General features: G+C 69.6%; 16 protein-coding genes and 1 pseudogene. 8 read left to right on the top strand and 9 right to left on the bottom strand.

The window, feature by feature from the left end; all coding sequences use genetic code 11:
* From AC1D01_RS03025 to AC1D01_RS03015, 3 genes are all read left to right on the top strand, one after another.
* Positions 1 to 768, top strand: a 768-nt coding sequence (locus AC1D01_RS03025; RefSeq protein ID WP_477864610.1) for a chitosanase, incomplete at its 5' end; no start/stop codon positions are given.
* A 14-nt stretch (positions 769 to 782) separates the two neighbouring features.
* The gene (locus AC1D01_RS03020; protein WP_477864609.1) at positions 783 to 2,015 is read left to right on the top strand and encodes an alginate lyase family protein; all 1,233 of its coding nucleotides are present in this window, start codon (positions 783 to 785) and stop codon (positions 2,013 to 2,015) included.
* Positions 2,016 to 2,118: 103 nt separating this feature from the next.
* Positions 2,119 to 3,132, top strand: a complete 1,014-nt coding sequence (locus AC1D01_RS03015) for a LacI family DNA-binding transcriptional regulator (protein WP_477864608.1) — start codon at positions 2,119 to 2,121, stop codon at positions 3,130 to 3,132.
* 1 nt (position 3,133) lies between these two features.
* On the opposite strand, the pseudogene AC1D01_RS03010 reads toward AC1D01_RS03015, so the two are convergent.
* Positions 3,134 to 3,226 (bottom strand): annotated as a pseudogene (locus tag AC1D01_RS03010) (addiction module antidote protein); the annotation flags it as partial.
* Between the two features lie 70 nt (positions 3,227 to 3,296).
* Between AC1D01_RS03010 and AC1D01_RS03005 the strand changes: the two are divergent.
* Together AC1D01_RS03005 and infA are read left to right on the top strand one after the other, a co-directional pair.
* Positions 3,297 to 3,662: a hypothetical protein gene (locus AC1D01_RS03005; RefSeq protein WP_477864607.1), complete on the top strand. Its 366-nt coding sequence runs from the start codon at positions 3,297 to 3,299 to the stop codon at positions 3,660 to 3,662.
* An 11-nt stretch (positions 3,663 to 3,673) separates the two neighbouring features.
* Positions 3,674 to 3,916: a translation initiation factor IF-1 gene (gene infA, locus AC1D01_RS03000; protein WP_047501667.1), complete on the top strand. Its 243-nt coding sequence runs from the start codon at positions 3,674 to 3,676 to the stop codon at positions 3,914 to 3,916.
* A gap of 53 nt (positions 3,917 to 3,969) precedes the next feature.
* Here the strand turns inward: infA and AC1D01_RS02995 are convergent, their stop codons facing one another.
* The 4 genes from AC1D01_RS02995 to AC1D01_RS02980 form a co-directional block, all read right to left on the bottom strand.
* Entirely contained in the window at positions 3,970 to 4,149 is a 180-nt protein-coding gene (locus tag AC1D01_RS02995) for a hypothetical protein (protein ID WP_477864606.1), read from the bottom strand.
* A gap of 94 nt (positions 4,150 to 4,243) precedes the next feature.
* Entirely contained in the window at positions 4,244 to 4,834 is a 591-nt protein-coding gene (locus tag AC1D01_RS02990) for a hypothetical protein (protein ID WP_477864605.1), read from the bottom strand.
* Between the two features lie 21 nt (positions 4,835 to 4,855).
* Positions 4,856 to 6,697: a DUF885 domain-containing protein gene (locus AC1D01_RS02985; protein ID WP_477864604.1), complete on the bottom strand. Its 1,842-nt coding sequence runs from the start codon at positions 6,695 to 6,697 to the stop codon at positions 4,856 to 4,858.
* 34 nt (positions 6,698 to 6,731) lie between these two features.
* Entirely contained in the window at positions 6,732 to 9,191 is a 2,460-nt protein-coding gene (locus tag AC1D01_RS02980; RefSeq protein WP_477864603.1) for a penicillin-binding protein 1A, read from the bottom strand.
* Between the two features lie 147 nt (positions 9,192 to 9,338).
* Here AC1D01_RS02980 and mdeB point away from each other — a divergent pair, with 147 nt between their 5' ends.
* The 3 genes from mdeB to AC1D01_RS02965 are packed head-to-tail and all read left to right on the top strand — an operon-like array spanning position 9,339 to position 14,292.
* Positions 9,339 to 12,032: an alpha-ketoglutarate dehydrogenase gene (gene mdeB, locus AC1D01_RS02975; protein WP_477864602.1), complete on the top strand. Its 2,694-nt coding sequence runs from the start codon at positions 9,339 to 9,341 to the stop codon at positions 12,030 to 12,032.
* A 34-nt stretch (positions 12,033 to 12,066) separates the two neighbouring features.
* The gene (locus AC1D01_RS02970; protein ID WP_477864601.1) at positions 12,067 to 13,413 is read left to right on the top strand and encodes an AAA family ATPase; all 1,347 of its coding nucleotides are present in this window, start codon (positions 12,067 to 12,069) and stop codon (positions 13,411 to 13,413) included.
* 9 nt (positions 13,414 to 13,422) lie between these two features.
* Positions 13,423 to 14,292, top strand: coding sequence for an HNH endonuclease family protein (locus tag AC1D01_RS02965; RefSeq protein WP_477864600.1), 870 nt, complete (start codon positions 13,423 to 13,425; stop codon positions 14,290 to 14,292).
* Between the two features lie 24 nt (positions 14,293 to 14,316).
* Here the strand turns inward: AC1D01_RS02965 and AC1D01_RS02960 are convergent, their stop codons facing one another.
* The 4 genes from AC1D01_RS02960 to AC1D01_RS02945 form a co-directional block, all read right to left on the bottom strand.
* On the bottom strand, positions 14,317 to 16,761 hold the full coding sequence (locus AC1D01_RS02960) for a DUF3772 domain-containing protein (protein WP_477864599.1): 2,445 nt from the start codon (positions 16,759 to 16,761) through the stop codon (positions 14,317 to 14,319).
* 93 nt (positions 16,762 to 16,854) lie between these two features.
* The gene (locus tag AC1D01_RS02955; protein ID WP_477864598.1) at positions 16,855 to 17,580 is read right to left on the bottom strand and encodes a hypothetical protein; all 726 of its coding nucleotides are present in this window, start codon (positions 17,578 to 17,580) and stop codon (positions 16,855 to 16,857) included.
* An 85-nt stretch (positions 17,581 to 17,665) separates the two neighbouring features.
* A complete protein-coding gene (locus AC1D01_RS02950) occupies positions 17,666 to 18,766 on the bottom strand; it encodes a HupE/UreJ family protein (RefSeq protein WP_477864597.1) in 1,101 nt (366 codons plus the stop codon).
* Positions 18,763 to 19,759 (bottom strand): hypothetical protein (locus AC1D01_RS02945; RefSeq protein ID WP_477864596.1); only part of this gene is annotated, 997 nt, incomplete at its 5' end. The genes AC1D01_RS02945 and AC1D01_RS02950, both read right to left, overlap by 4 nt.

Here is a 19,759-nt window from a genome sequence, read left to right as displayed (position 1 = left end):
GCTCCGGCCCCTGCGCCCGCTCCGGCGCCTGCCCCGGCACCGGCTCCGGCGCCCGCACCGGCCCCGTCGTCGTCCGACCTGTTCGATGCCCGCAAGAAGGACATCGCGATGCAGATCGTCTCCAGCGCCGAGAACTCGTCGCTGAACTGGAAGGCGCAGTACGCCTACATCCAGGACATCCATGACGGCCGCGGCTACACCGCCGGCATCATCGGCTTCTGCTCGGGCACCGGCGACATGCTGGAGGTGGTGCAGGAGTACACCAACCGCAAGCCGGGCAACGTGCTGTCGAAGTACCTGCCGGCGCTGAAGAAGGTGAACAACACCGAGTCGCACGCCGGGCTCGACCCGACCTTCACCGGCGACTGGAAGACCGCCGCCGCCGACGTGGTGTTCCAGCAGTCGCAGGACTACGAGCGCGACAACGTCTACTTCAACCCGTCGGTCAACAAGGCCAAGGGTGACGGCCTGCGCGCACTCGGCCAGTTCGCCTACTACGACGCGGCCGTGATGCACGGCTATGAAGGCGCGATGAGCGTCCGCAAGGCGGCGATGGCCAAGGCCAGGACCCCGGCCCAGGGCGGCGACGAGGCGACCTACCTGAACGCCTTCATGGATGCCCGCGTGGTCGAGATGAACAAGGAAGAGGCCCACAGCGACACGACGCGCGTCGACACCGCGCAGCGCGTGTGGCTGAAGGCCGGCAACTTCGACCTCAACACGCCGCTGAACTGGAAGGTCTACGGCGACAGCTTCAGCATCAAGTGAGCGAGGACAACACCATGAAGAAATTCCACGCAACGACCCGGCGCCTGCGCTGGGCCCTGGCCCCGATCGCGCTGGCCCTGCTGGCGGCGTGCGGCGGCGGCAACACCGGCGAAGACGACGGCGCGCAGGCCGCGGCCGTCGACGACAGCGCCCAGGTCGCCGACGCGCCGACCGACGACGCCGCGGTGGCACGCGAAGGCGCGCAGGCCATCACGCCGACCACCTTCCGCCACCCCGGCATCTTCCTGACGCAGGCGCGGCTCGACAGCTTCAAGGCGGCGCAGAACTCGGCCAACCCGAGCGTGCTGAAGACCGGCTACCAGGCGGTGATGAACGACTCGCGCAGCGCCTACACCTACTCGCACAAGGCCTTGTCCAACGTGCAGGTGGTGGGCAGCGCGATCGGCGACCAGGAGGCGCGCTTCAAGAACGACGCGCAGGCCGCCTACCTGAACGCGCTGCGCTGGGTGAAGACCGGCGACGCGCGGCACCGCGACAAGGCGGTGGCGATCCTGAACGACTGGGGCAGGACCTTCCGCACCTTCTCGGTGGCCTCGGGCACGAATGCGGCCCAGGTGCAGCTGGAGGCGGCGTGGATGCTGCCGGTGTGGGTCAGCGCGGCCGAGATCATCCGCCACTACAACAACGGCGAAGCCGGCTGGGCGCAGGCCGACATCACGACCTTCAACGGCTTCATCGACCGCCAGTACACCGAGGCCGCGAAGGCGCGCACGCGGGTCAACAACTGGGCGGTGTCGGCGGGCCTCGCGATGATGGCCGCCGGCGCCTACCAGGACAACCCGACGCGCTATGCGGCGGGCCTGCAGCGCGTCACCGAGATGATCCCGCTGTCGGTCTTCTCGAGCGGCGAGGTCAATGAACTGAAGGACCGCGACTGCACGCACCCGCAGTACAACCTCGAAGGGCTCGCGCAGGCGGCCGAGATCGCGGTGATCCAGGCCGGCGACACCTCGGTGTGGCTGTGGAAGGCGTCGGGCGAGACCACGCCGCGCCTGGCCAAGGGGCTGGAGTACATGGCGAAGTCGCTGCAGAGCGGCAGCGGCGTGCGCAACTGCAAGGGCCAGCACCTGGAGGCCGGCTACATGGACATCGCGGTCAACGGCTACATGAACCGCGGCGTCGCGATTCCCAACTTCCAGGCGCTCGCGAAGGCGCGCCGCCCGGACGGCAGCTCGATGCAGTTCCTCGGCTTCACGACCGCCACCCACGGCCGCGACGACTACTGATTCGCGGGTCGACGCCATCGTCCATTACGAAGCAGAAACAGCCCCTGCACAAGCTCCAGACTATGATCCGAGCCAATTCGGTAGTCTGGAGCAGGTGCAAGCAGTGGGCACGATCAAGGATGTGGCGCGACTCGCCGGGGTCGGTGTCGCCACGGCGTCACGCGTGATTTCGGGCAAGGGGCCGTTCTCGGCCGACTCGGCTTCGCGCGTGCAGGCGGCGATCGAGCAGCTGGATTTCCGGCCGTCGCGCATCGCGCGTGCGCTGTCGATGAAGAGCACGAACGCGATCGGCGTCTACGTGCCCGATTTCAAGGGGCCGTTCTACGGCCCGATGCTGCATGCGATCGACATGGAGCTGCGGGCCCAGGACCGCCACATGGTGATCGCCAACGGCCACGGCGGCGAAGACGTGCGCGAGCAGGCGCTGAACGGCATCGAGTTCCTGATGGACCGGCAGTGCGAGGGCATGCTGCTGACGACCTATGCGTTGCGCGATGCCGACATCCTGGCGCTGAAGCGGCGCTTCCCGAACCTGGCGGTGGTCAACCGCGACGTGAAGGGCATGCGCAGCCAGTGCTTCACGGTCGATCACAAGGCCGGCGGCGTGCTGGCGGCGCGCACGCTGCTGGAGCACGGGCACCGCCGCATCGCGGTGATTGCCGGGCCGGCGGCGGCCCCCGACAACCGGTTGCGGCTGCAGGGTTTCTTCGACACGCTGGCCGCGGCCGGCATCGCGCGCGAATCGGTGTCGATGGTGACCGGCGACTTCGCTGCCGAGAGCGGCTGGGCCGGCACCGGCCAGCTGCTCGCCGAGGGCGCGAAGTTCACCGCGATGTTCTGCTGCAACGACCAGATGGCGATGGGGGCGATGTCGCGCCTGCAGGCCGACGGCCTGACGGTGCCGGGCGACGTGTCGGTGATGGGCTACGACGACACCGACATCGCCGCGTGGCTGTCGCCGCGCCTGACGACGATCCGCATCGTCGTCGGCGACATGGGGCTGAACGCCTGCCGGCTGCTGTCGAACATGTGCTTCGGCACCGCGCTGCCGGTGTCGCGCGAGTTCGGGCCGGAGCTGATCATGCGGGATTCGCTGGCGGGGCCGAAGAAGGGCTGAATCAGAGGGCCGAGGCGTGCAGCCTGAAGCCCAGGGCTCTGGCCACCTTCAACACCGTCGCGAAGCTGGGGTTGCCTTCGGCACTGAGCGCACGGCAGGCACACGAGACACCCGCGCGACACCGGAAAGGCCGGGGTGGTAGACTCCATGCTTCCTCCTGGCGCGTGTCGGGCGGCCTGTCCAGCGGGCTGCATCATCTGACGACATCGACGCCCCATCACCGATCGACGCTGCAGCAGTCCTCCACGGGAGCACCTGCAGGCCGGTCGCGCCCTAGAAAGAACTGCATCAAGACCTCGATCGAAATCGGCAGATACCTCGTCTCGCCACTCAGCCATTCCCGCAGCGACGGCCGCCACGAGGCCGCTGTCTCCATCCGCAGCGGCCAAGGCAGCGCCACCCATGACCGGGTCATGCGCTTCTCGCCGCTCTTCAACACCGCCCGCGCCGCATTGCGCTATGCCACCGACCAGGGCCTCGCCTGGGTCGCCGGCCGCAGCGTGGCCGTGCCTTCACCATCCAACCCCTAAGGAGTGTCCTCATGGCCAAGGAAGAACTGATCGAAATGAGCGGCGTCGTCAACGAAATCCTGCCGGACTCGCGTTTTCGCGTGACGCTGGAGAACGGCCACAAGCTGGTGGCCTACACGTCGGGACGCATGCGCAAGCACCACATCCGCATCCTGGCCGGCGACAACGTGTCGCTGGAGATGTCGCCGTACGACCTGAGCAAGGGGCGGATCACGTTCCGCCACCTCGGCCGGCCGCCGCAGCAGAACCGCTGAAAGCCCAGGGAGATCCCGCTGAGACCAAGTCTCGGCGAGATCGGGCTCTGGCTTCAGGCGGTCGCCGGCTTCGCGCGTTCGGCGTCCGCTGCAGCCGCCTTGGCCAGTTCGTTGTAGACCGCGATGAACAGCGCGCCCATGTCCTCGATCCGGGTGCGCGACACGCCGGGCGCCGGGTTGGTGATCAGCGCGGCGGTGATCGTGGCGGCGGGTTGAAGCAGGAATTGATTCATGAGGGTCTCGACAAGTTGAGGCTCATCGTAGCCCTCCTGCCGCTGCCGCAACGCAAAGGCCTTGCCAGGCGCGCGCAACCTGCTCGCCAACCCTCTATTCGCTGATGCTCATCCCGAGCGCAGCGGCCGAGCGCTTCATCCGCTCGACGCGCTGCGCCAGTTGCTCGCCCTCGCGCTGCTGCATCTCGTCGAGCGAGGTCATCAGGGCCTGGAAGCGGTCGAGATCTTCGTCGGCCTCGAACAGCACGCCGTCATCGGTGAAGGTGAGCTTGGCGCGACGCTCGTCGATCAGCTCGCACACCTCCTGCGCCGCGACGATCCAGCGCTCGCGGTTCTCGTAGAACTCGCGCTGCGCGTTGAACTGCCATTCCAGCATCGGGACGATGCGGTCGCGCTCGGCATCGCGCACGGCCTCGGGCAACGCCTCGAGCGCCTTCGCCATCTCGCCGGCGAACGCCACCATCAGCTTCTGGTACGCCTGCCGGTGCGTCGCGGTGAGCTCGCGCAATTCCTCGAGCGTTGCGATCGACGCCGCGGTGCCGGCGGGCGTCGACAGGCGCTCGGGCATCAGCACCTTGTCGAGCTCCAGCTCGGTCTGCCGCTGGTGGTAGGCCTTCGCCACCTGCATGCCGAGCTGCGAGTAGCGGCGGGCGATCTGGATCAGGGCGTCCTGGGGAATCGTCATCCGCGCATTCTCCCAGCTTGATCAGCCATCGCCATCCGGCCGCCCGCCGCCACGCGCGATCCACGCGTCGACCCGCTGCTCCAGCACCGCCAGCGGCATCRTCCCGCTGTCGATCACCACCGTATGGAAGTCGCGCAGGTCGAAGCGCGCGCCCAGCGCCTGCTGCGATCGCTCGCGCAGCTCCAGCAGCTTGCGCTTGCCCAGCAGGTAGCCCAGCGCCTGGCTCGGGTTCGAGAAGTAGCGGTCGACCTCGCTGGCGGCATTCTTCGGTTCGAGACCGGCCTGCCGGATCATGTAGTCGACGGCCTTCGCGCGTGGCCAGCGGTATGCATGGATGCCGGTGTCGACCACCAGCCGCGCCGCGCGGAACAGCTGCGCCTGCAGGTGGCCGTAGTGCTGGTACGGATCGCGGTACATGCCGAGCTGGAAGCCCAGCGATTCGGCGTAGAGCGCCCACCCTTCGCCATAGGCCACGTTCCAGCTGCCGCGGCGGCGCCAGTCGTGCAGGCCCTCGATCTCGGCCGATCGGGCGCCCTGCAGGTGGTGCCCCGGCACCGTCTCGTGCAGGAACAGCGTCTCCACCTCCCAGGTCGGCTCGCCGGCAAAGCCGCGCGCGTTCACCGTGAAGTAGCCGGGCGTCCCGAGCTCCAGCGAGCCTGGCGTGTAGTTGGCCGCCGTGCTGCTGGCCGACTCCGATGCCGACATGCCGCGCACCTCGTAGGCCATGCGCGGCACGCTGTGGAACAGCGTCGGCAACTGCGGATCGACGCGCGCCGACATCGCGCGGAAGGCGGCCAGCACCGCCTCTTCGGACGTGAAGAAGAAGCGCTTGTCGTGGCTCACGTAGTGCATGAACGCCTGCGTGCTGCCCTTGAAGCCGGTCTGCCGCGCGACCTGCGCGATCTCCCGCCGCAGCCGTGCCACCTCGCGCAAACCGAGCGCGTGGATCTTGCCGGCGTCCTGGTCCGGCACGATGCCGGTGCGGATCAGGAACTCGTAGTACGCCGCCCCGCCCGGCAGCGCCGACAGGCCGACGTCGACCGGCGCCTTCGGCCGGTAGGTGGTCGCCAGGAACTCGCGCAGGCGGCGCAGCGCCGGTTGGTAGTCGTCGCGCACCGCAGCGCGCGCGGCCTGCAGCAGCGCGTCGCGCTGGTCCTGCGCCACCGCGGGCACGAAGGCCTTGAACGGCTTCAGCAGCACGCTGCCGTCCGCATCGGCCACCAGGTGCGCGTCGATGCCGGCGATCACCCGATCGACCACGCCTCGGGGCTGCACCCAGCCCGACTGCAGGCCGCGCACGAGGAGCTGCTGCGTCTGCTCCGCCATGCGGGGCACGCCCTTCACGCGGGCGGTGTAATCGCGGTAGTCGTCCGCGCTGCGCATCGGCGTCATCTGCGCGGCCAGCGGCATCATCGACTGGATGCCCCACAGCGTGGTCAGCACCAGTTCTTCCGAATGCACGAACTGCTGCGATTCGACGGCGATGCGCATCTTGTCGAGCAGCAGCTGGCGCGAGACCAGGTCCTGGCCGCGCAGGCCGGCCGGGCTGATCGCCTGCACGCGCGCAAGCATGTCGCGGTCGTAGGCCTGCACGCGCTGCTGTTCGGCGTCGGACAGGTCGGGCAGCGCCGCGTTGTAGCCGGGGACGCCCAGCACCGTGGCCTCCAAGGGATCGCGACGGAAGTTCTCGGCGAGGTCGGTATCGAGCAGGTGGCGCAAGGCCACGGCCTCGGCCCTCTGTGGCGCAGAGGCCGCTCCCTCGGGCGCAGCGGCCGATTGCGCGTGAAGCGTGCCCACCGTCGCGATCAGCACGGCAAGCAGGGCAGGCTGCGCGGCACGCAGCCAAGTCATCGGAAAGCTCATCTTCGTCTTCTCCCAGGTCAGGTCATCGAAAGCCTCATGGGCTGCTGTCGGAAGCCGCCGGTGCCGCGGGTGGCGGCGCCGGTTCTTCATGGAATGGAACCATCGGTTGAGGGTTCGGAGGGCTCGGCTGCGGCCGGGGCGCAGGCCGATCGCCCGGCGACCTCGGCACGCCGGTCTTCGGGTCCAGGCCCATGCCGCTGAGCACCTGCCCGAGCTCCTCCGAGGTCTTGGGCGGCTGGTCGTCGGTGTTTGCCGGATCGAGGCTGCCGCCCTCGCCTTCGTTCACGCCCTCGGGCGCCGACGCCGCCGGGTCGAACGCCGGCACCGGCACGCGCGGCGGCGGGAAGCTCGCCTTCGGGTCGACCAGCCCCTTCTTCTGCGCGTCGCGGAAGAAATCGCCGACCAGCCGCACCGCGTTGTGCCCGCCCTGGCCCCACCAGCTGCTGCGCAGCGTGACGCGCGCATCGTTGAAGCCGACCCACGCTCCCGCGACCAGCTCCGGGTGCATCAGGATGAACCAGCCGTCGGTGTTCTTCTGCGTCGTGCCGGTCTTGCCGGCCAGGTCGCCGGTCACGCCGAATCGGGTGCGGATCTGCGTGCCGGTGCCGCGCGCGATCACGCCACGCATCATGTCGATCAGGTCGGTCGCGGCCTCGGGCGACATGCCGCGGCGCGGGGCCTCGCCGAACTCGGCGATCACCCGCCCCGTGCGGTCCTTGATGCGCTTGACGAACACCGGCTTGTGCACGCTGCCCACCTGCGCGATCGACGCATAGGCGTTCACCATCTCCAGCAGCGTGACCGGGCTGGTGCCGAGCGCGAGCGACGGCACGGCCTCCAGCGGGCTCTGGTCGACGCCCAGCGATTTCGCGAGCGCCACCACGCGCGGGATGCCCACCTCCTGCATGACCTGCGCGGTGATGGTGTTCTTCGACAGTGCGAGGCCGTCGCGGATCGTCATCGGCGCGCCGGTCGCGCCCGACATGTCGGTCGGCCGCCAGACGGTGCCGCCCATCGTCACCTCGACCGGCCCGTCAACGAAGGTGCGATCGGGCGTCAGCCCCGCCTCGAGGGCGGCCCCGTAGACGAAGGGCTTGAACGTCGAGCCGGGCTGGCGCTCGGCCTGCGCGACGTGGTCGTACTGCTCCTGCGCGAAATCGCGGCTGCCGACCCAGGCGCGGATCTCGCCGTTGCGCGGGTCCATCGCGACGAAGCCGGCCTCCAGCCGTGTCTTCTGCGCCTTCAGCCGCGCCATGAACGGCGCGTCGGCGCGCAGCTTCTCGAGCGCTTCGCCCGGGCCCGCGCCGGCGTCGACCGCCTGCTTGAACTCCGGCGACTCGCGCAGGAACGCGGTGACGAGGTCGCGCCGCCCGGTCCACAGGTAGCCGAACGGCTCGGCCTTGCCCAGCAGCTTCGCGTAGGCCTCGGGCGCGGTCGATACCGGCGGCAGCGCCGGGCGGCTCCACTCGACATCGGCCACCCGCTGCAGTGCATCGGCCTGCGCCTGCACGGCGCGCACGGCTTCGTCCTGCAGCCGGCTGTCGAGCGTGGTCTCGATCACCAGCCCGTCGGCGTAGAGGTCGTGCTCGTGCTCGTCGGCCCAGTCGAGCAGCCACTTGCGCGCATAGGCCGCGAAGTGCGGCGCGGTGGCCGGGAAATCGGGCTGCCGGCTCCAGTGCAGCTGCAGCGGCTGCGCGCTCAGCGTGCGCAGCTGCTCGTCGGTGATCACCTGCGCCTTCGCCATCTGCGACAGCACCACGTTGCGCCGCGCGAGCGAGCGCTCGGGGTGCTGCACCGGGTTGTAGTAGTAGGTGCCTTTCAGCATGCCGACCAGCGTGGCGCTCTGCAGCGCGTCGAGCTCGGCGGCCGAGGTGTCGAAGTAGGTGCGCGCCGCCATCTCGATGCCGACCGCGTTGTACAGGAACGGCGCGGTGTTCAGGTAGGCCTCGAGGATCTGCCGCTTGTCGTAGACGCGCTCGATGCGCATGGCCGTGACCCACTCCTTGGCCTTGCGGTGCAGGGTGCGGGCGCGCCCGACCTCGTCGGGAAACAGGTTGCGCGCCAGCTGCTGCGTGATGGTGGAGCCGCCCTGCATGTCGCCGGCGGCGCTGTGCAGCACCGCGCCGAACGAGCGGATGAAGTCGATGCCGCGGTGGTCGTAGAAGCGCTTGTCCTCGGTGGCGACCAACGCCTTCACGACGAAGGGCGAGACCTTGTCGAGCGTCAGCCGTTCCTGCTGGGCGCGCCGGAAGCTTGCGATCTGCTGGCCGTCGGCCGACAGCAGCAGGCTCGGCTGCTGCGCCTGCACCTCTTTCAGGTCGTCGATGCTGGGCGTGATGCGCAGCAGCACCGCGATGTAGATGCCGAGCGCGACTGCCGCCACGGCGGCCGCGAGCGCCGACCACAGCGCGATGCGCTTCAGGCGCTGGCGCCACGCGGGCGCCGGCTCGAAGCCGGGCACGGTGGGCATCGGGTCGGGGCGAAAACTGGGCATCAAGGGCCTTCCATACAAACATGCAGACACACCTGCACACCGTGGGCAAACGGCAGGCCGGGGTGGCGAGTCTATGCAATGTCCCGCGGGAGACGGTTTCCGTGGGTTGCTTCTATAGTCTCGGCTCCCCCGCTGCAGGACGCCCCCATGAACGGCCAGACCCCCCGCCACCTGCTCGCCCAGGCTGCGAGCGACACCGATCCGCTGGAGACGAAGGAGTGGCTCGACGCGCTGCGCGCCGCCGTCGCCGAGGGCGGCAGCGAGCGTGGCCTGTACCTGCTGGAGCAGCTGGAGGAGCAGGCGCAGCAGCTGGGCATCGTGCCGCACGTGCAGCCGTATTCGGCCTACCGCAACACCATCCCGCTGGAGCGGCAGGGGCACTATCCGGGGGACCTCGCGATCGAGGAGCGGCTCACCGCCATCACGCGCTGGAACGCGCTCGCGATGGTGGTGCGCGCCAACCAGGCCTATGGCGAGCTGGGCGGCCACATCGCGAGCTATGCCTCGGCGGCCGAGCTGTTCGAAGTGGGCTTCAACCACTTCTTCCGCGGCGACGACAGCCGCACGCCGGGCGGCCGCGACGCCGACCTGGTGTACTTCCAGCCGCATTCGGCGCCGGGCGTGTATTCGCGTGCCTTCCTCGAGGGCCGGCTCAGCGAGGAGCAGCTCGCGAACTACCGCCAGGAGGTCGGCGGCCACGGCCTGTGCTCGTACCCGCACCCGTGGCTGATGCCGGAGTTCTGGCAGTTCCCGACCGGCTCGATGGGCCTGGGCCCGCTGAGCGCGGTGTACCAGGCGCGCTTCATGCGCTACCTGGCGCACCGCGGCCTGGCCGACACCGCGCAGCGCCATGTGTGGGGCGTGTTCGGCGACGGCGAGATGGACGAGCCGGAGTCGATCGCCGGGCTCACGCTCGCCGCGCGCGAGCAGCTCGACAACCTCACCTTCATCGTCAACTGCAACCTGCAGCGGCTGGACGGCCCGGTGCGCGGCAACGGCCAGATCATCCAGGAGCTGGAGTCGCTGTTCACCGGCGCCGGCTGGAACGTCGTCAAGGTGCTGTGGGGCTCCGACTGGGATGCCCTCTTCGCGCGCGACACCCAGCATGTGCTGCTGCAGCGCCTCGCGGCCACCGTCGACGGCCAGTACCAGACGCTGGGCGCGAACGACGGCGCCTACAACGTCGAGCACTTCTTCCGCCAGGATCCGCAGGTGCAGGCGCTGGTGGCGCACATGGGCGTCGACGAGATCGATGCGCTGAAGCGCGGCGGGCACGATTTCCGCAAGCTGCATGCGGCCTTCGCGGCGGCGCGGGCGCACAAGGGCCGGCCGACGGTGATCCTCGCGAAGACCAAGAAGGGCTTCGGCATGGGCGGCGTCGGCGAATCGCGCATGACCTCGCACCAGGCGAAGAAGCTCGACGTGAGCGCGCTGAAGACCTTCCGCGACCGCTTCGCGCTGCCCCTGTCCGACGACGACGTGGCCGCGCTGCGCTTCTACAAGCCGGCCGACGATAGCCCCGAGATGGCCTACCTGCACGAGCGCCGCCGCGCGCTCGGCGGCGCGCTGCCGGCACGCAAGCCGCAGGCACCGGTGCTGCCGGTGCCGCCGCTGGCCGGCTGGGGCGGCTTCGCGCTGCAGGCCGACGGCAAGGAGATGTCGACCACGATGGCCGCGGTGCGCATGTTCGCCGGGCTGCTGAAGGACGAGGCGCTCGGGCCGCGCATCGTGCCGATCGTCGCCGACGAGGCGCGCACCTTCGGCATGGCGAGCCTGTTCCGCCAGATCGGCATCTATTCGCCGCACGGGCAGCTGTACGAGCCGGAGGATGCGGGCTCGATGCTGTCGTACCGCGAGGCGAAGGACGGGCAACTGCTCGAGGAAGGCATCACCGAGGCCGGCGCGCTCGCATCGTGGATCGCGGCCGGCACCTCGTACAGCGTGCACGGGCTGCCGATGCTGCCGATGTACATCTACTACTCGATGTTCGGCTTCCAGCGCGTGGGCGACCTGATCTGGGCCGCGGCCGACCAGCGCGTGCGCGGCTTCCTGTTCGGTGCGACGGCGGGGCGCACGACGCTCGGCGGCGAGGGCCTGCAGCACCAGGACGGCAGCAGCCTGGTGATGGCCTCGACGGTGCCGAACTGCCGTGCCTGGGATCCCGCCTTCGCGGGCGAGGTCGCGGTGATCATGGACCACGCGGCGCGGCGCATGCTGGAGCAGCAGTGCGACGAGTTCCACTACCTCACGCTGATGAACGAGAACTACGCGCAGCCGTCGCTGCCCGACGCGGCGCACGCCGACCTGTTGCGCGGCATGTACCGGCTCGCGGCGCATGCGGTGAAGAAGCCGGCGGGCCGCGTGCGGCTGCTGGGCAGCGGTGCGATCCTGCGCGAGGTGATGGCCGCGGCCGAGCTGTTGGCCGCCGACTGGCAGGTGGCGAGCGAGGTGTTCAGCGTGACGAGCTTCAGCGAGCTGGCCCGCGATGCGCGCGAGGCCGATCGGCTGGAGCGGCTCGGTGGCACGCCGGCGGTGTCGCACGTGGCGACGCTGCTGGCCGGCAACGATCCGGTGATCGCCGCCACCGACTACGTGCGCGCGTGGCCGCAGCTGATCGCCGAGTACGTGCCGGCGCGCTACGCGACGCTCGGCACCGACGGCTTCGGCCGCAGCGACACGCGCCAGCAGCTGCGCCGCTTCTTCGAGGTCGACCGGCACCAGGTGGTGCTGGCGGCGCTACAGGCGCTGGTGCGCGAGGGCAGGCTGGCGCGCGGGGTGCTGGCGCAGGCGGTGGCGAAGTACGGGGTGGATGCGGGCGCAGCGGTGCCCTGGGCGGTCTGAACAGGCCCTAGACTGCGTCCGTCGGAGACCTCGCATGTACATCAAGCAGCTGAAAATCGAGAACCTGCGCTCGCTCGAGTCGGTGACGCTGGCGCTGAACGCGCCGGGCACGCCGCAGTTGAGCCTGCCGAACGTCAACGTGATGTTGGGGGGCAACGGACTCGGCAAGACCAGTGTGCTGCGTGCCGCGGCGCTGGCCGCACTGGGGCCGTTGATGAGTTCGTCTTCCGGCTTCGTGCCCGAGTCATTGATCCGCCGCCCACCCGGTGCGAAGCCGGTCAAGGCGTCGGCACTCGACAAGCTGCCGCCGGCGCGCATCACGGCCGATGTCGCGCTGGAGTCGGGCGAGTTGCCAAGCTACGCGCGTGCGCTGGCCAAGGAGAAGCAACTGCAGATGGTGACGACGGTGACGCGCATCGGCACCACCGAGCGGCTGCAATGGAGCAGCACGCCGTCGAGCGTGCAGGGCATGATCGAGCGGCTGCAGTTCGACGACCGCGCCTCGGTCTTCTTCGTCGTCGGCTACGGCGCGACGCGCCGTGTGGAGGCGTCGATCCGGGTCGACGAGAGCGCACGCACCAAGTCGCGGCTGCGCCCCTACGAGCGCGTGTCCAGCCTGTTCGAGGACCACCTCGGACTGATTCCGTTGTCTTACTGGTTGCCGGCCTATGCCGGCAGCAACAAGGGCCGCTACGCGCAGGTCGTTGCCCTCATGAACGAGCTGCTGCCCGATGCCTGTCGCATGCAGAAGACGGCTGCCAAGACCGAGAGCGGTGCCGAACACCTGTTCACGATGAACGGCGTGTCGTTGCCGTTTCGTGCGCTGTCCGACGGCTACCGCGCCTACATCGGCTGGATCGGCGACATGCTGTTCCATGTCTGCATGGGCGCGGGCAGCGGCGTCAAGCTGCGCGATGTCAGTGGCGTTCTGCTGCTCGACGAGATCGACCTGCACCTGCACCCCGAGTGGCAGCGCGTGGTCGTGCCGACGCTGGCGCGCGCGCTGCCGAAGCTGCAGTTCATCGTGACCACGCACAGCCCGCTGGTGGTCGGCTCGCTGGAGCGCGAGAACCTGTTTGTGCTCTCTGAAGAAGAGGGTGGCACCGTGGTCAAGAAGCTGCCCGAACTCGTGCATGGCCGCAGCGCCGAACAGATCCTGCTGTCGCCGTACTTCGGACTCGACAGCACGCGCGCGCCGGACGTGTCGAAGGCCTTGTCGAAACTGGCGGCCGATGCGGTCGGTGGCGATGCGACGGCGTCGATGAAATACCTGGAACTTCTGTCAAAGGGATTGCCGAAGGCGGAGGTGCAGGCCTTGGTCAATCGCCCTGCCAAGCGCAGCACGTCGACGCGTCGCAAGGCTCCAGCGGCATCGAAGTAAGCGACCGGCATGGTCCGCTATCCCGTCGACCCGCAGCATCTGATCGACCTGATCAACGCGGAGAAGCCGAGCTGGATCGGCCGGGCGCATGCGCGCACGCAGGTCTATGCGCAAGCGCGCGACTACACGGGGGGTGCAGAGTTCTGGGGCGAGATCAAGAACGTCTACATCCGGCTGCAGCATGAGAAATGCGCCTACTGCGAAACCAAGTTGCAAGGCGCCACGCTTGCGAGCAAGGTGCATGAGGTCGAGCACTTCAGGCCCAAGAAAAGCATCAAGGCTTGGCCGGCTCCGAGCCTGACCTACCTTGCCGATTTCCAGGCGCCGTGTGCGATGGGGGCGGCGAGCGCGACCGGCTACTACCAGCTGGCCTATCACCCGTTCAACTACGCGATCGCCTGCACGCGCTGCAACTCCACGCTCAAATCCAACTACTTTCCGGTGCGCGGGACGCGGCAGGTCCACGCAGCGGATCCTATGCAGATGAGCGGCGAGTCGGCCTTGCTGGTCTATCCGCTGTCGACCATCGATGAAGACCCGGCCGACCTGATCGCGTTTGACGGAATCGTCGCCGTCCCCAGGCAAGGCCATGGCCCCGGGTTCGAGCGCGCGGTGACGACGATTGCCTTCTTCCAGCTGAACCACCAGGACCTGACGACCCGCCGCGCACCACTCCTGTCGCAACTCTGGCTCCAGATGGACTCGTTGGCTCATGCAACGTCCGGCCGGCGCAGGCAACTGTCGGCATCGATTGATGCTGCGTGCAGCCCGACACGCGAGTTCAGTGCCTGCATGAGTTCGTTCCGGGCGCTGTATGCTGCCGATCCCGTCAAAGCCAGGATCCTTGGCGAGCACGCACTCGTGCTCGCGACGACCTGAGCATGACCGGCCTGCCGAGGCGGGTCATTCGGGCGGCGGCGCCTCCCTCAGCACCATCGCCGCCGGCTTCGACATCGGCACCCCCGCCTCGCGCAGCCCGCCCAGCACCGTGAACAGCAGCGCGCTCTTCACCGCATACGACTGCCGCGGCGACACCACGTAGCCGGTCGCGTTGAACACCAGGTTGCCGTTGTCGAAGCCGTCCAGGTAGACCTTCGGCGCCGGCGTCTCCAGCACATCGTCGTGCTCGATGAAGGCCTGCAGCAGCAGGTCGCGCACGCGCTCGGTGTCGGTGTCCAGCGGCATCGGCAGCTTGATCTGCACCAGGCCCAGCGGGCTCGCGAGCGTGACGTTGCGCACCGTCTTCGTGATGAACTCCGAGTTCGGCACGATCACCGTCGAGCGGTCGCCCATCTGGATCTCGGTGGCGCGCACGTTGATGCGGCGGATGTCGCCCTCGATGCCGCCGAGCGTCACCCAGTCGCCCACCTTCACCGGCCGCTCGGCCAGCAGGATCAGCCCCGAGACGAAGTTCGACACCACCGCCTGCAGGCCGAAGCCGATGCCCACCGACAGCGCGCTCGCGATCCACGCGATCTTGTCGAGCGCCAGCCCGATGGCCGACAGCCCGAACGCGATCGCGAGCACCGTGCCGACGAAGCCGAACAGCGTGGTGGTCGAGCTGCGCATGCCGGCGTCGAGCCGCGTGGTCGGCAGGAAGCTGCGTGTCAGCCAGCGCTTGAGCGCGCGCACCGCCAGCAGGCTGAGGCCGAACACCAGCAGCGCGCGCAGCACCGCGATCGGCCGCACCTGCAGCTCGCCGACCGCCACGCCCACGTCGAGCTGGCCGAGGCGCTGCCACAGGTCGCCCGGGCCCTCGCCGAACGGCGCGAGGATCAGCACCAGCGCCACCAGCAGCACCGCGAGCTGCAGGCCGCCGGCGCCGATCACGGCCACCTGGTTGCGCAGGTGCGAGGGCGACACCGCGGCATCCGAGTGCGCCTCGATCGCGCCGTCGGGCTCCTCGGCGTCCGGATCGGTGAGCGGCGGCGAGCGCACCCAGGTGTCGAAGACATCGCCCACCAGCAGGTTCAGCAGGTAGGCGGTCAGCGAGACCGCGAACACCCAGACGACCTGGCGCGCGACGAAGCCGCCGAGCGCGACATAGCCGATCACGATGCAGACGACGCTCGCCACCAGCGCGAGCCACACGCCGCCCAGCATCAGCGAGACCCACAGCGGGCGGGGCAGGGTGTCGAGCGGCGATGTCGGCTCCGGCTGCGGCTCGACCGGCGCCGCGGCCAGCGCCGCGCGCCGCAGCCGCTCGCCGGTGCGCAGGCTGCGGCCGACGACCAGCGCCAGCACCAGCGCATAGACGCAGTTGATCGCGACCTCGGCCGCGAGATCGGCCTGCGCCAGCACCGCGARCCGCTGCAGCAGCCAGCCGGCCAGCGTGACGCTGCCGATCACCACCGGTTGCCGGCGCAGCGCATGCGCCAGCGCATCGGGCATCGGCAGCAGCCGCCAGGCCGGCTGGTCGGCCGACAGCAGCGCGCGCCCGAGGCCGGCGAGGTAGGCCGAGAACAGCACCGCGCCGACAAAGCTCGCGAGCAGGCCGTGCAGCGGCTCGGGCACCGGGCGCTGCCAGTTCAGGCCGAGCGCCAGGCCCCAGGCGACGGCGCCGGGGACGAGCATCCACAGCAGCGTTTGCGCCAGGGCGTACAGCGTGCGGCGCACCCGTGCGGCCGGCGAGTGGCTGGCGACCAGCCGCGCGACAACGCGGCCGAGCGCGATGCGCAGTGCGATGCCGATCAGCGCGACGCCGAGCCAGGCGAGCCACGCCGCGGCCGACATGCGGGCGAAGGCCGCGGCGAGCTGGCCCTGCCATGGCGAGGGCGTCRCTTCGCCGGGCGAGAGCAGGTCGCGCAGGTCGTGCCAGAACGAGGGGCTGAGCAGTGCATCGGTGCGCTCGAACAGGTGCGCCTGGAAGCGCGAGCGGCGCTGCCGCGCGGCCTGGTCGGCGAGCTGCAGGCTCTCGACCGACAGCAGCCGCGCCAGCTTGATGCGCGCGTTCAGGGCCTCGGTGGTCTTCTGCAGGCTGCCACGCTGGGTCGCGACGTCGCTGTCTTCGCGGGTGCCGTCGGGTGCAGTGCCAAGTTCGGTCAGCCGTGCCTGGGCGCGTGCGAGTTCGGGGGCCTGGGCCTGCGCGATCTGCTCGGCGTTGTGCTGGATCTCGAGCAGCGCGTCGCGCATCGCGACCAGTTCGGCATCGGGGCTGTCGGCCTGCAGGCGCTTCTCGATCGAATCGACGCGCAGGCGGGCGGTCTCGAGCACGGCGTCGGGGTCGTCGGCGGGCTGGGCGCTCGCGGTGACGGTGGCGGTGAGGACGCCCAGTGTGAACAGCAGCGTGAGCAGCAGGCGCCGCGTGATGCGTGTCAGAAAGGAAACAGCCTGCGGTCGGCCTGGCATGCGATCGGCTCCATTCGAAAGGGCAGCGGGAGCGCGCATCCTGCCACCACGCCACGAGGCTTGGCAAACGCCCTCCGGTTTCCGACGCGCCCGTCAGGAGGTGAGCGAATCGCTGATCAATGAATTGGCCATCCAGCGCAGGAGTTTGCGTGTCTTGTCACGCGTGCCCTCTTTGGCGGGTTCGAGCGCGCGATAGCCCGCCTCCATGCGGATGCGAAGGTTGACCGAAGCTCGAGCTGCGTGACTGAAGGAACGAATCTGCAGCGCGACGCGATCAATGGCCTCGGATCTGTCCAGCGAGGGGCACGAGCCCAGCGCCTGTTCTTCGGCGAGGATGGACGTTCGGAGCAACAGGCGAACGAGGGTGGCGACCGCGCGGGCGGTTGCGTCTGCGTCTGCGCTCGACCGCAGGTCCGCGGGCACAGCCGTGTTACGGGCCCGGTTGATGATTTCGATAACTTTGGGAGGGGGGTTGGCGCGTGCGAGCTTGTTCAGGTGTGCGATTGCCCGTCCATTGATCTTCGTCAGTTTCAGGGATCGCGCGTCGCCGCAGAGACGGCTTGCTTTAGTGAGCTTATTGGCTGTCTGGCGACAGATCGTCCAGTGCCTGGCATGGACAGCCTCGAGTGCGGTGACGGTGGCTGGGGTTTTGGGCTGGGTGACGAGATTGTGTTGGACCAGCGTCGATGCAGATCGCGTGGCCTCCTTCTTTCTCGTTGCGATCGGGCTCGTCGGTCGGGCCATCTCCGTCTGACCGCCGACCAGCACGGCGGTGGCGATGGTCAGTGCGCGCGTGGGCGAAAGGAGGGCTGTCTTCATCTCGTCTCCCCGGCGAGAGGGTCCCGCACAGCATGCTATCGGCGGGGCCGGCACCGAACTGAAGCCTGCCTTCGAGCAACTCCGCTCATTGGAACTGCCCGAGCTTGATGTCGAGGGAACGTTCGACGAGCCAGGCCGTGGCGACCAGCACGATCAGCGCCGAGCCGCCGCGCAGCAGCATCTGCCGGTAGAAGCGTGTCGTCCGCAGCGTCCAGACGGTCGTCACGAAGACGGCGACGATCGCGAGCTGCCCCAGCTCGACGCCGAGGTTGAAGCCGAGCAGCGGCAGCGCGAGGGCGCCCTGCGTGAGCCCGGCATCCTTCAGCGCGCCTGCGAACCCGAAGCCGTGCACCAGCCCGAACGCGAAGGTCAGCTTCCAGCGGCCCTCGCGCACCATCGGCACCAGGTTGTTCAGCGCCGCGAACACCACGCTGGCCGCGATGACCGATTCGACCCAGCGCGACGGCGGGTTCACGAGGTCGAAGGCGGCCAACGCCAGCGTGATCGAGTGCGCCACGGTGAAGGCGGTGACGACGCGCAGCACCTCGGCCAGCACCGGCCGCAGGCGCGGCGATGCCAGCACCGCCGGCAGCAGCAGCGCGAGCAGGAACAGGATGTGATCGCTGCCGATCAGGATGTGGTGGATGCCCTCGGTGACGAAGCCGGGGAGGGCGGGCTCGGCGGCCGTGCCGAAGCTGCGCGGCGCATCGCCAGGCACCAACACGGCGGTCTCGTCGCGACCCTGCTGTTGCACGCGGACGATGCCGCGGTGCGTCGGGTCGCTCTGTGCGAACAACTGGTAGACCAGCGTCAAGGACCGGACCGCCGCGGGGCAGGTCCAGCGTCGCGTCAACACCGCATAGTGGCCGTCGCTGTGCTCGTCGAGCTGCTGCGCGTCGAGGGCGCCGGGCGCGCACGGTGCGCCGTCGGCCTGCACCGACAGGCCTTGCAGCGACAGCCGGTCGATGTCGGCCCAGCGCGTGCGCACCTCGCCCCAGGCGAGTTGACCGTCGTCGTCGGCATCGAGCGCGAGTTCGCGTTCCAGGTCGCGCAATGCGATGTCGAAGCGCTGTTCCACGACGGCCCCATCGACTTTCAGGTGGACATAGGCGTCGCTCGGCTTGTGGGCTTGCGCGATGAGCGGCAGCAGGCCCAGGCACGCGATCAGCAGGTGGCGCGCGTTCATGAACCGCTCCCCGCCAGCGCCTGCAGGCGCGCATCCTGCCAGCCGGTGTCGCGGGCCCGTTGCCACACCGGCTGCGCCGCCTGCGGTTGCTGCGCGGCCAGCGCGGCGCGTGCCAGCAGCAGCGCGTCGGCCGGTTCCTTCTGGACGGCCCAGTTCGCCTGCGCGCTCGCCAGTGCGGCGGGCGCGTCGCCCAGCAGGTCGAGCTCGTAGCGCGCTTGCTCGCGCCGGTGGCTGCGGTCGCCGCGCAGGCGGGCCGCATCGAAGCGCGCGGCCAGCGTGGTGATGGCCTGCGGCGCGCGCGGATCGGCGCTGCGCTTCCACGCGATCGCCAGGCGCAGCAGCAAGGCGTCCGCATCCTCGCGGCCGGCCAGCAGCGCTGCGGTGTCGCGCTCGCGGTGCTGCGCCAGCAGCCAGTCGGCGTACGCGGCCAGTGTGTAGACATCGGGCAGCGGTGACGCTGCGATCGCGCGCTGGTACAGCGCATCGGCCGATGCATCGCCGCGGCGCTCGGCCAGTTCGGCCTGCACGAGCGCCAGCCAGCCGGTGTCGGCGTCCGGGTGCCGGGCCAGTGCGGCCAGGGCTGTCGCTGCGGTGGCGGCTTGGCCTTGCAGGCTCATCAACTCGGCACGGCAGACCTGCGCCGGCAGCTGCACCGCGCTGCCGAGTGCCGTGTAGTGCGCGCCCAGCAGGCGTTCGCAGCCGGCATCGGCCTCGCGCCAGCGGCCCTGCACCTGCAGCACCGAGGCACGCGTCAGCTCGGCCTGGGCCTGGAGGGCCAGCGACACCGGCTGCGGACCGGGCTGCAACAGCGCGTCGAGGTCCTGCAGGGCCGGCCCGAAGTCGTGCTGGCTCTGCCGCACGATCGCGCGCAGGAGGCGCACCGGTGCCGGAGGGTGAGGCAGGGTCCACCACGCCGCCAGCGCCGCCTGGGCCTGGCCGAGTTCGCGCGGGTCGCCGTCGCGGCGGGCGCGTTCGATGGCGTCGCGCGCCAGC

Source organism: Rhizobacter sp. P3_B12 (assembly GCF_056402895.1).
This window is presented reverse-complemented; position numbering and strand designations above follow the sequence as displayed.

Bases quoted from the DNA above. Each gene is read 5' to 3' on its own strand.
- AC1D01_RS03020 (WP_477864609.1), top strand. From the start codon at position 783: ATGAAGAAATTCCACGCAACGACCCGGCGCCTGCGCTGGGCCCTGGCC.
- infA (WP_047501667.1), top strand. From the start codon at position 3,674: ATGGCCAAGGAAGAACTGATCGAAATGAGCGGCGTCGTCAACGAAATC.
- AC1D01_RS02995 (WP_477864606.1), bottom strand. From the start codon at position 4,149: ATGAATCAATTCCTGCTTCAACCCGCCGCCACGATCACCGCCGCGCTG.
- AC1D01_RS02990 (WP_477864605.1), bottom strand. From the start codon at position 4,834: ATGACGATTCCCCAGGACGCCCTGATCCAGATCGCCCGCCGCTACTCG.
- AC1D01_RS02980 (WP_477864603.1), bottom strand. From the start codon at position 9,191: ATGCCCAGTTTTCGCCCCGACCCGATGCCCACCGTGCCCGGCTTCGAG.
- mdeB (WP_477864602.1), top strand. From the start codon at position 9,339: ATGAACGGCCAGACCCCCCGCCACCTGCTCGCCCAGGCTGCGAGCGAC.
- AC1D01_RS02970 (WP_477864601.1), top strand. From the start codon at position 12,067: ATGTACATCAAGCAGCTGAAAATCGAGAACCTGCGCTCGCTCGAGTCG.
- AC1D01_RS02965 (WP_477864600.1), top strand. From the start codon at position 13,423: ATGGTCCGCTATCCCGTCGACCCGCAGCATCTGATCGACCTGATCAAC.
- AC1D01_RS02955 (WP_477864598.1), bottom strand. From the start codon at position 17,580: ATGAAGACAGCCCTCCTTTCGCCCACGCGCGCACTGACCATCGCCACC.
- AC1D01_RS02950 (WP_477864597.1), bottom strand. From the start codon at position 18,766: ATGAACGCGCGCCACCTGCTGATCGCGTGCCTGGGCCTGCTGCCGCTC.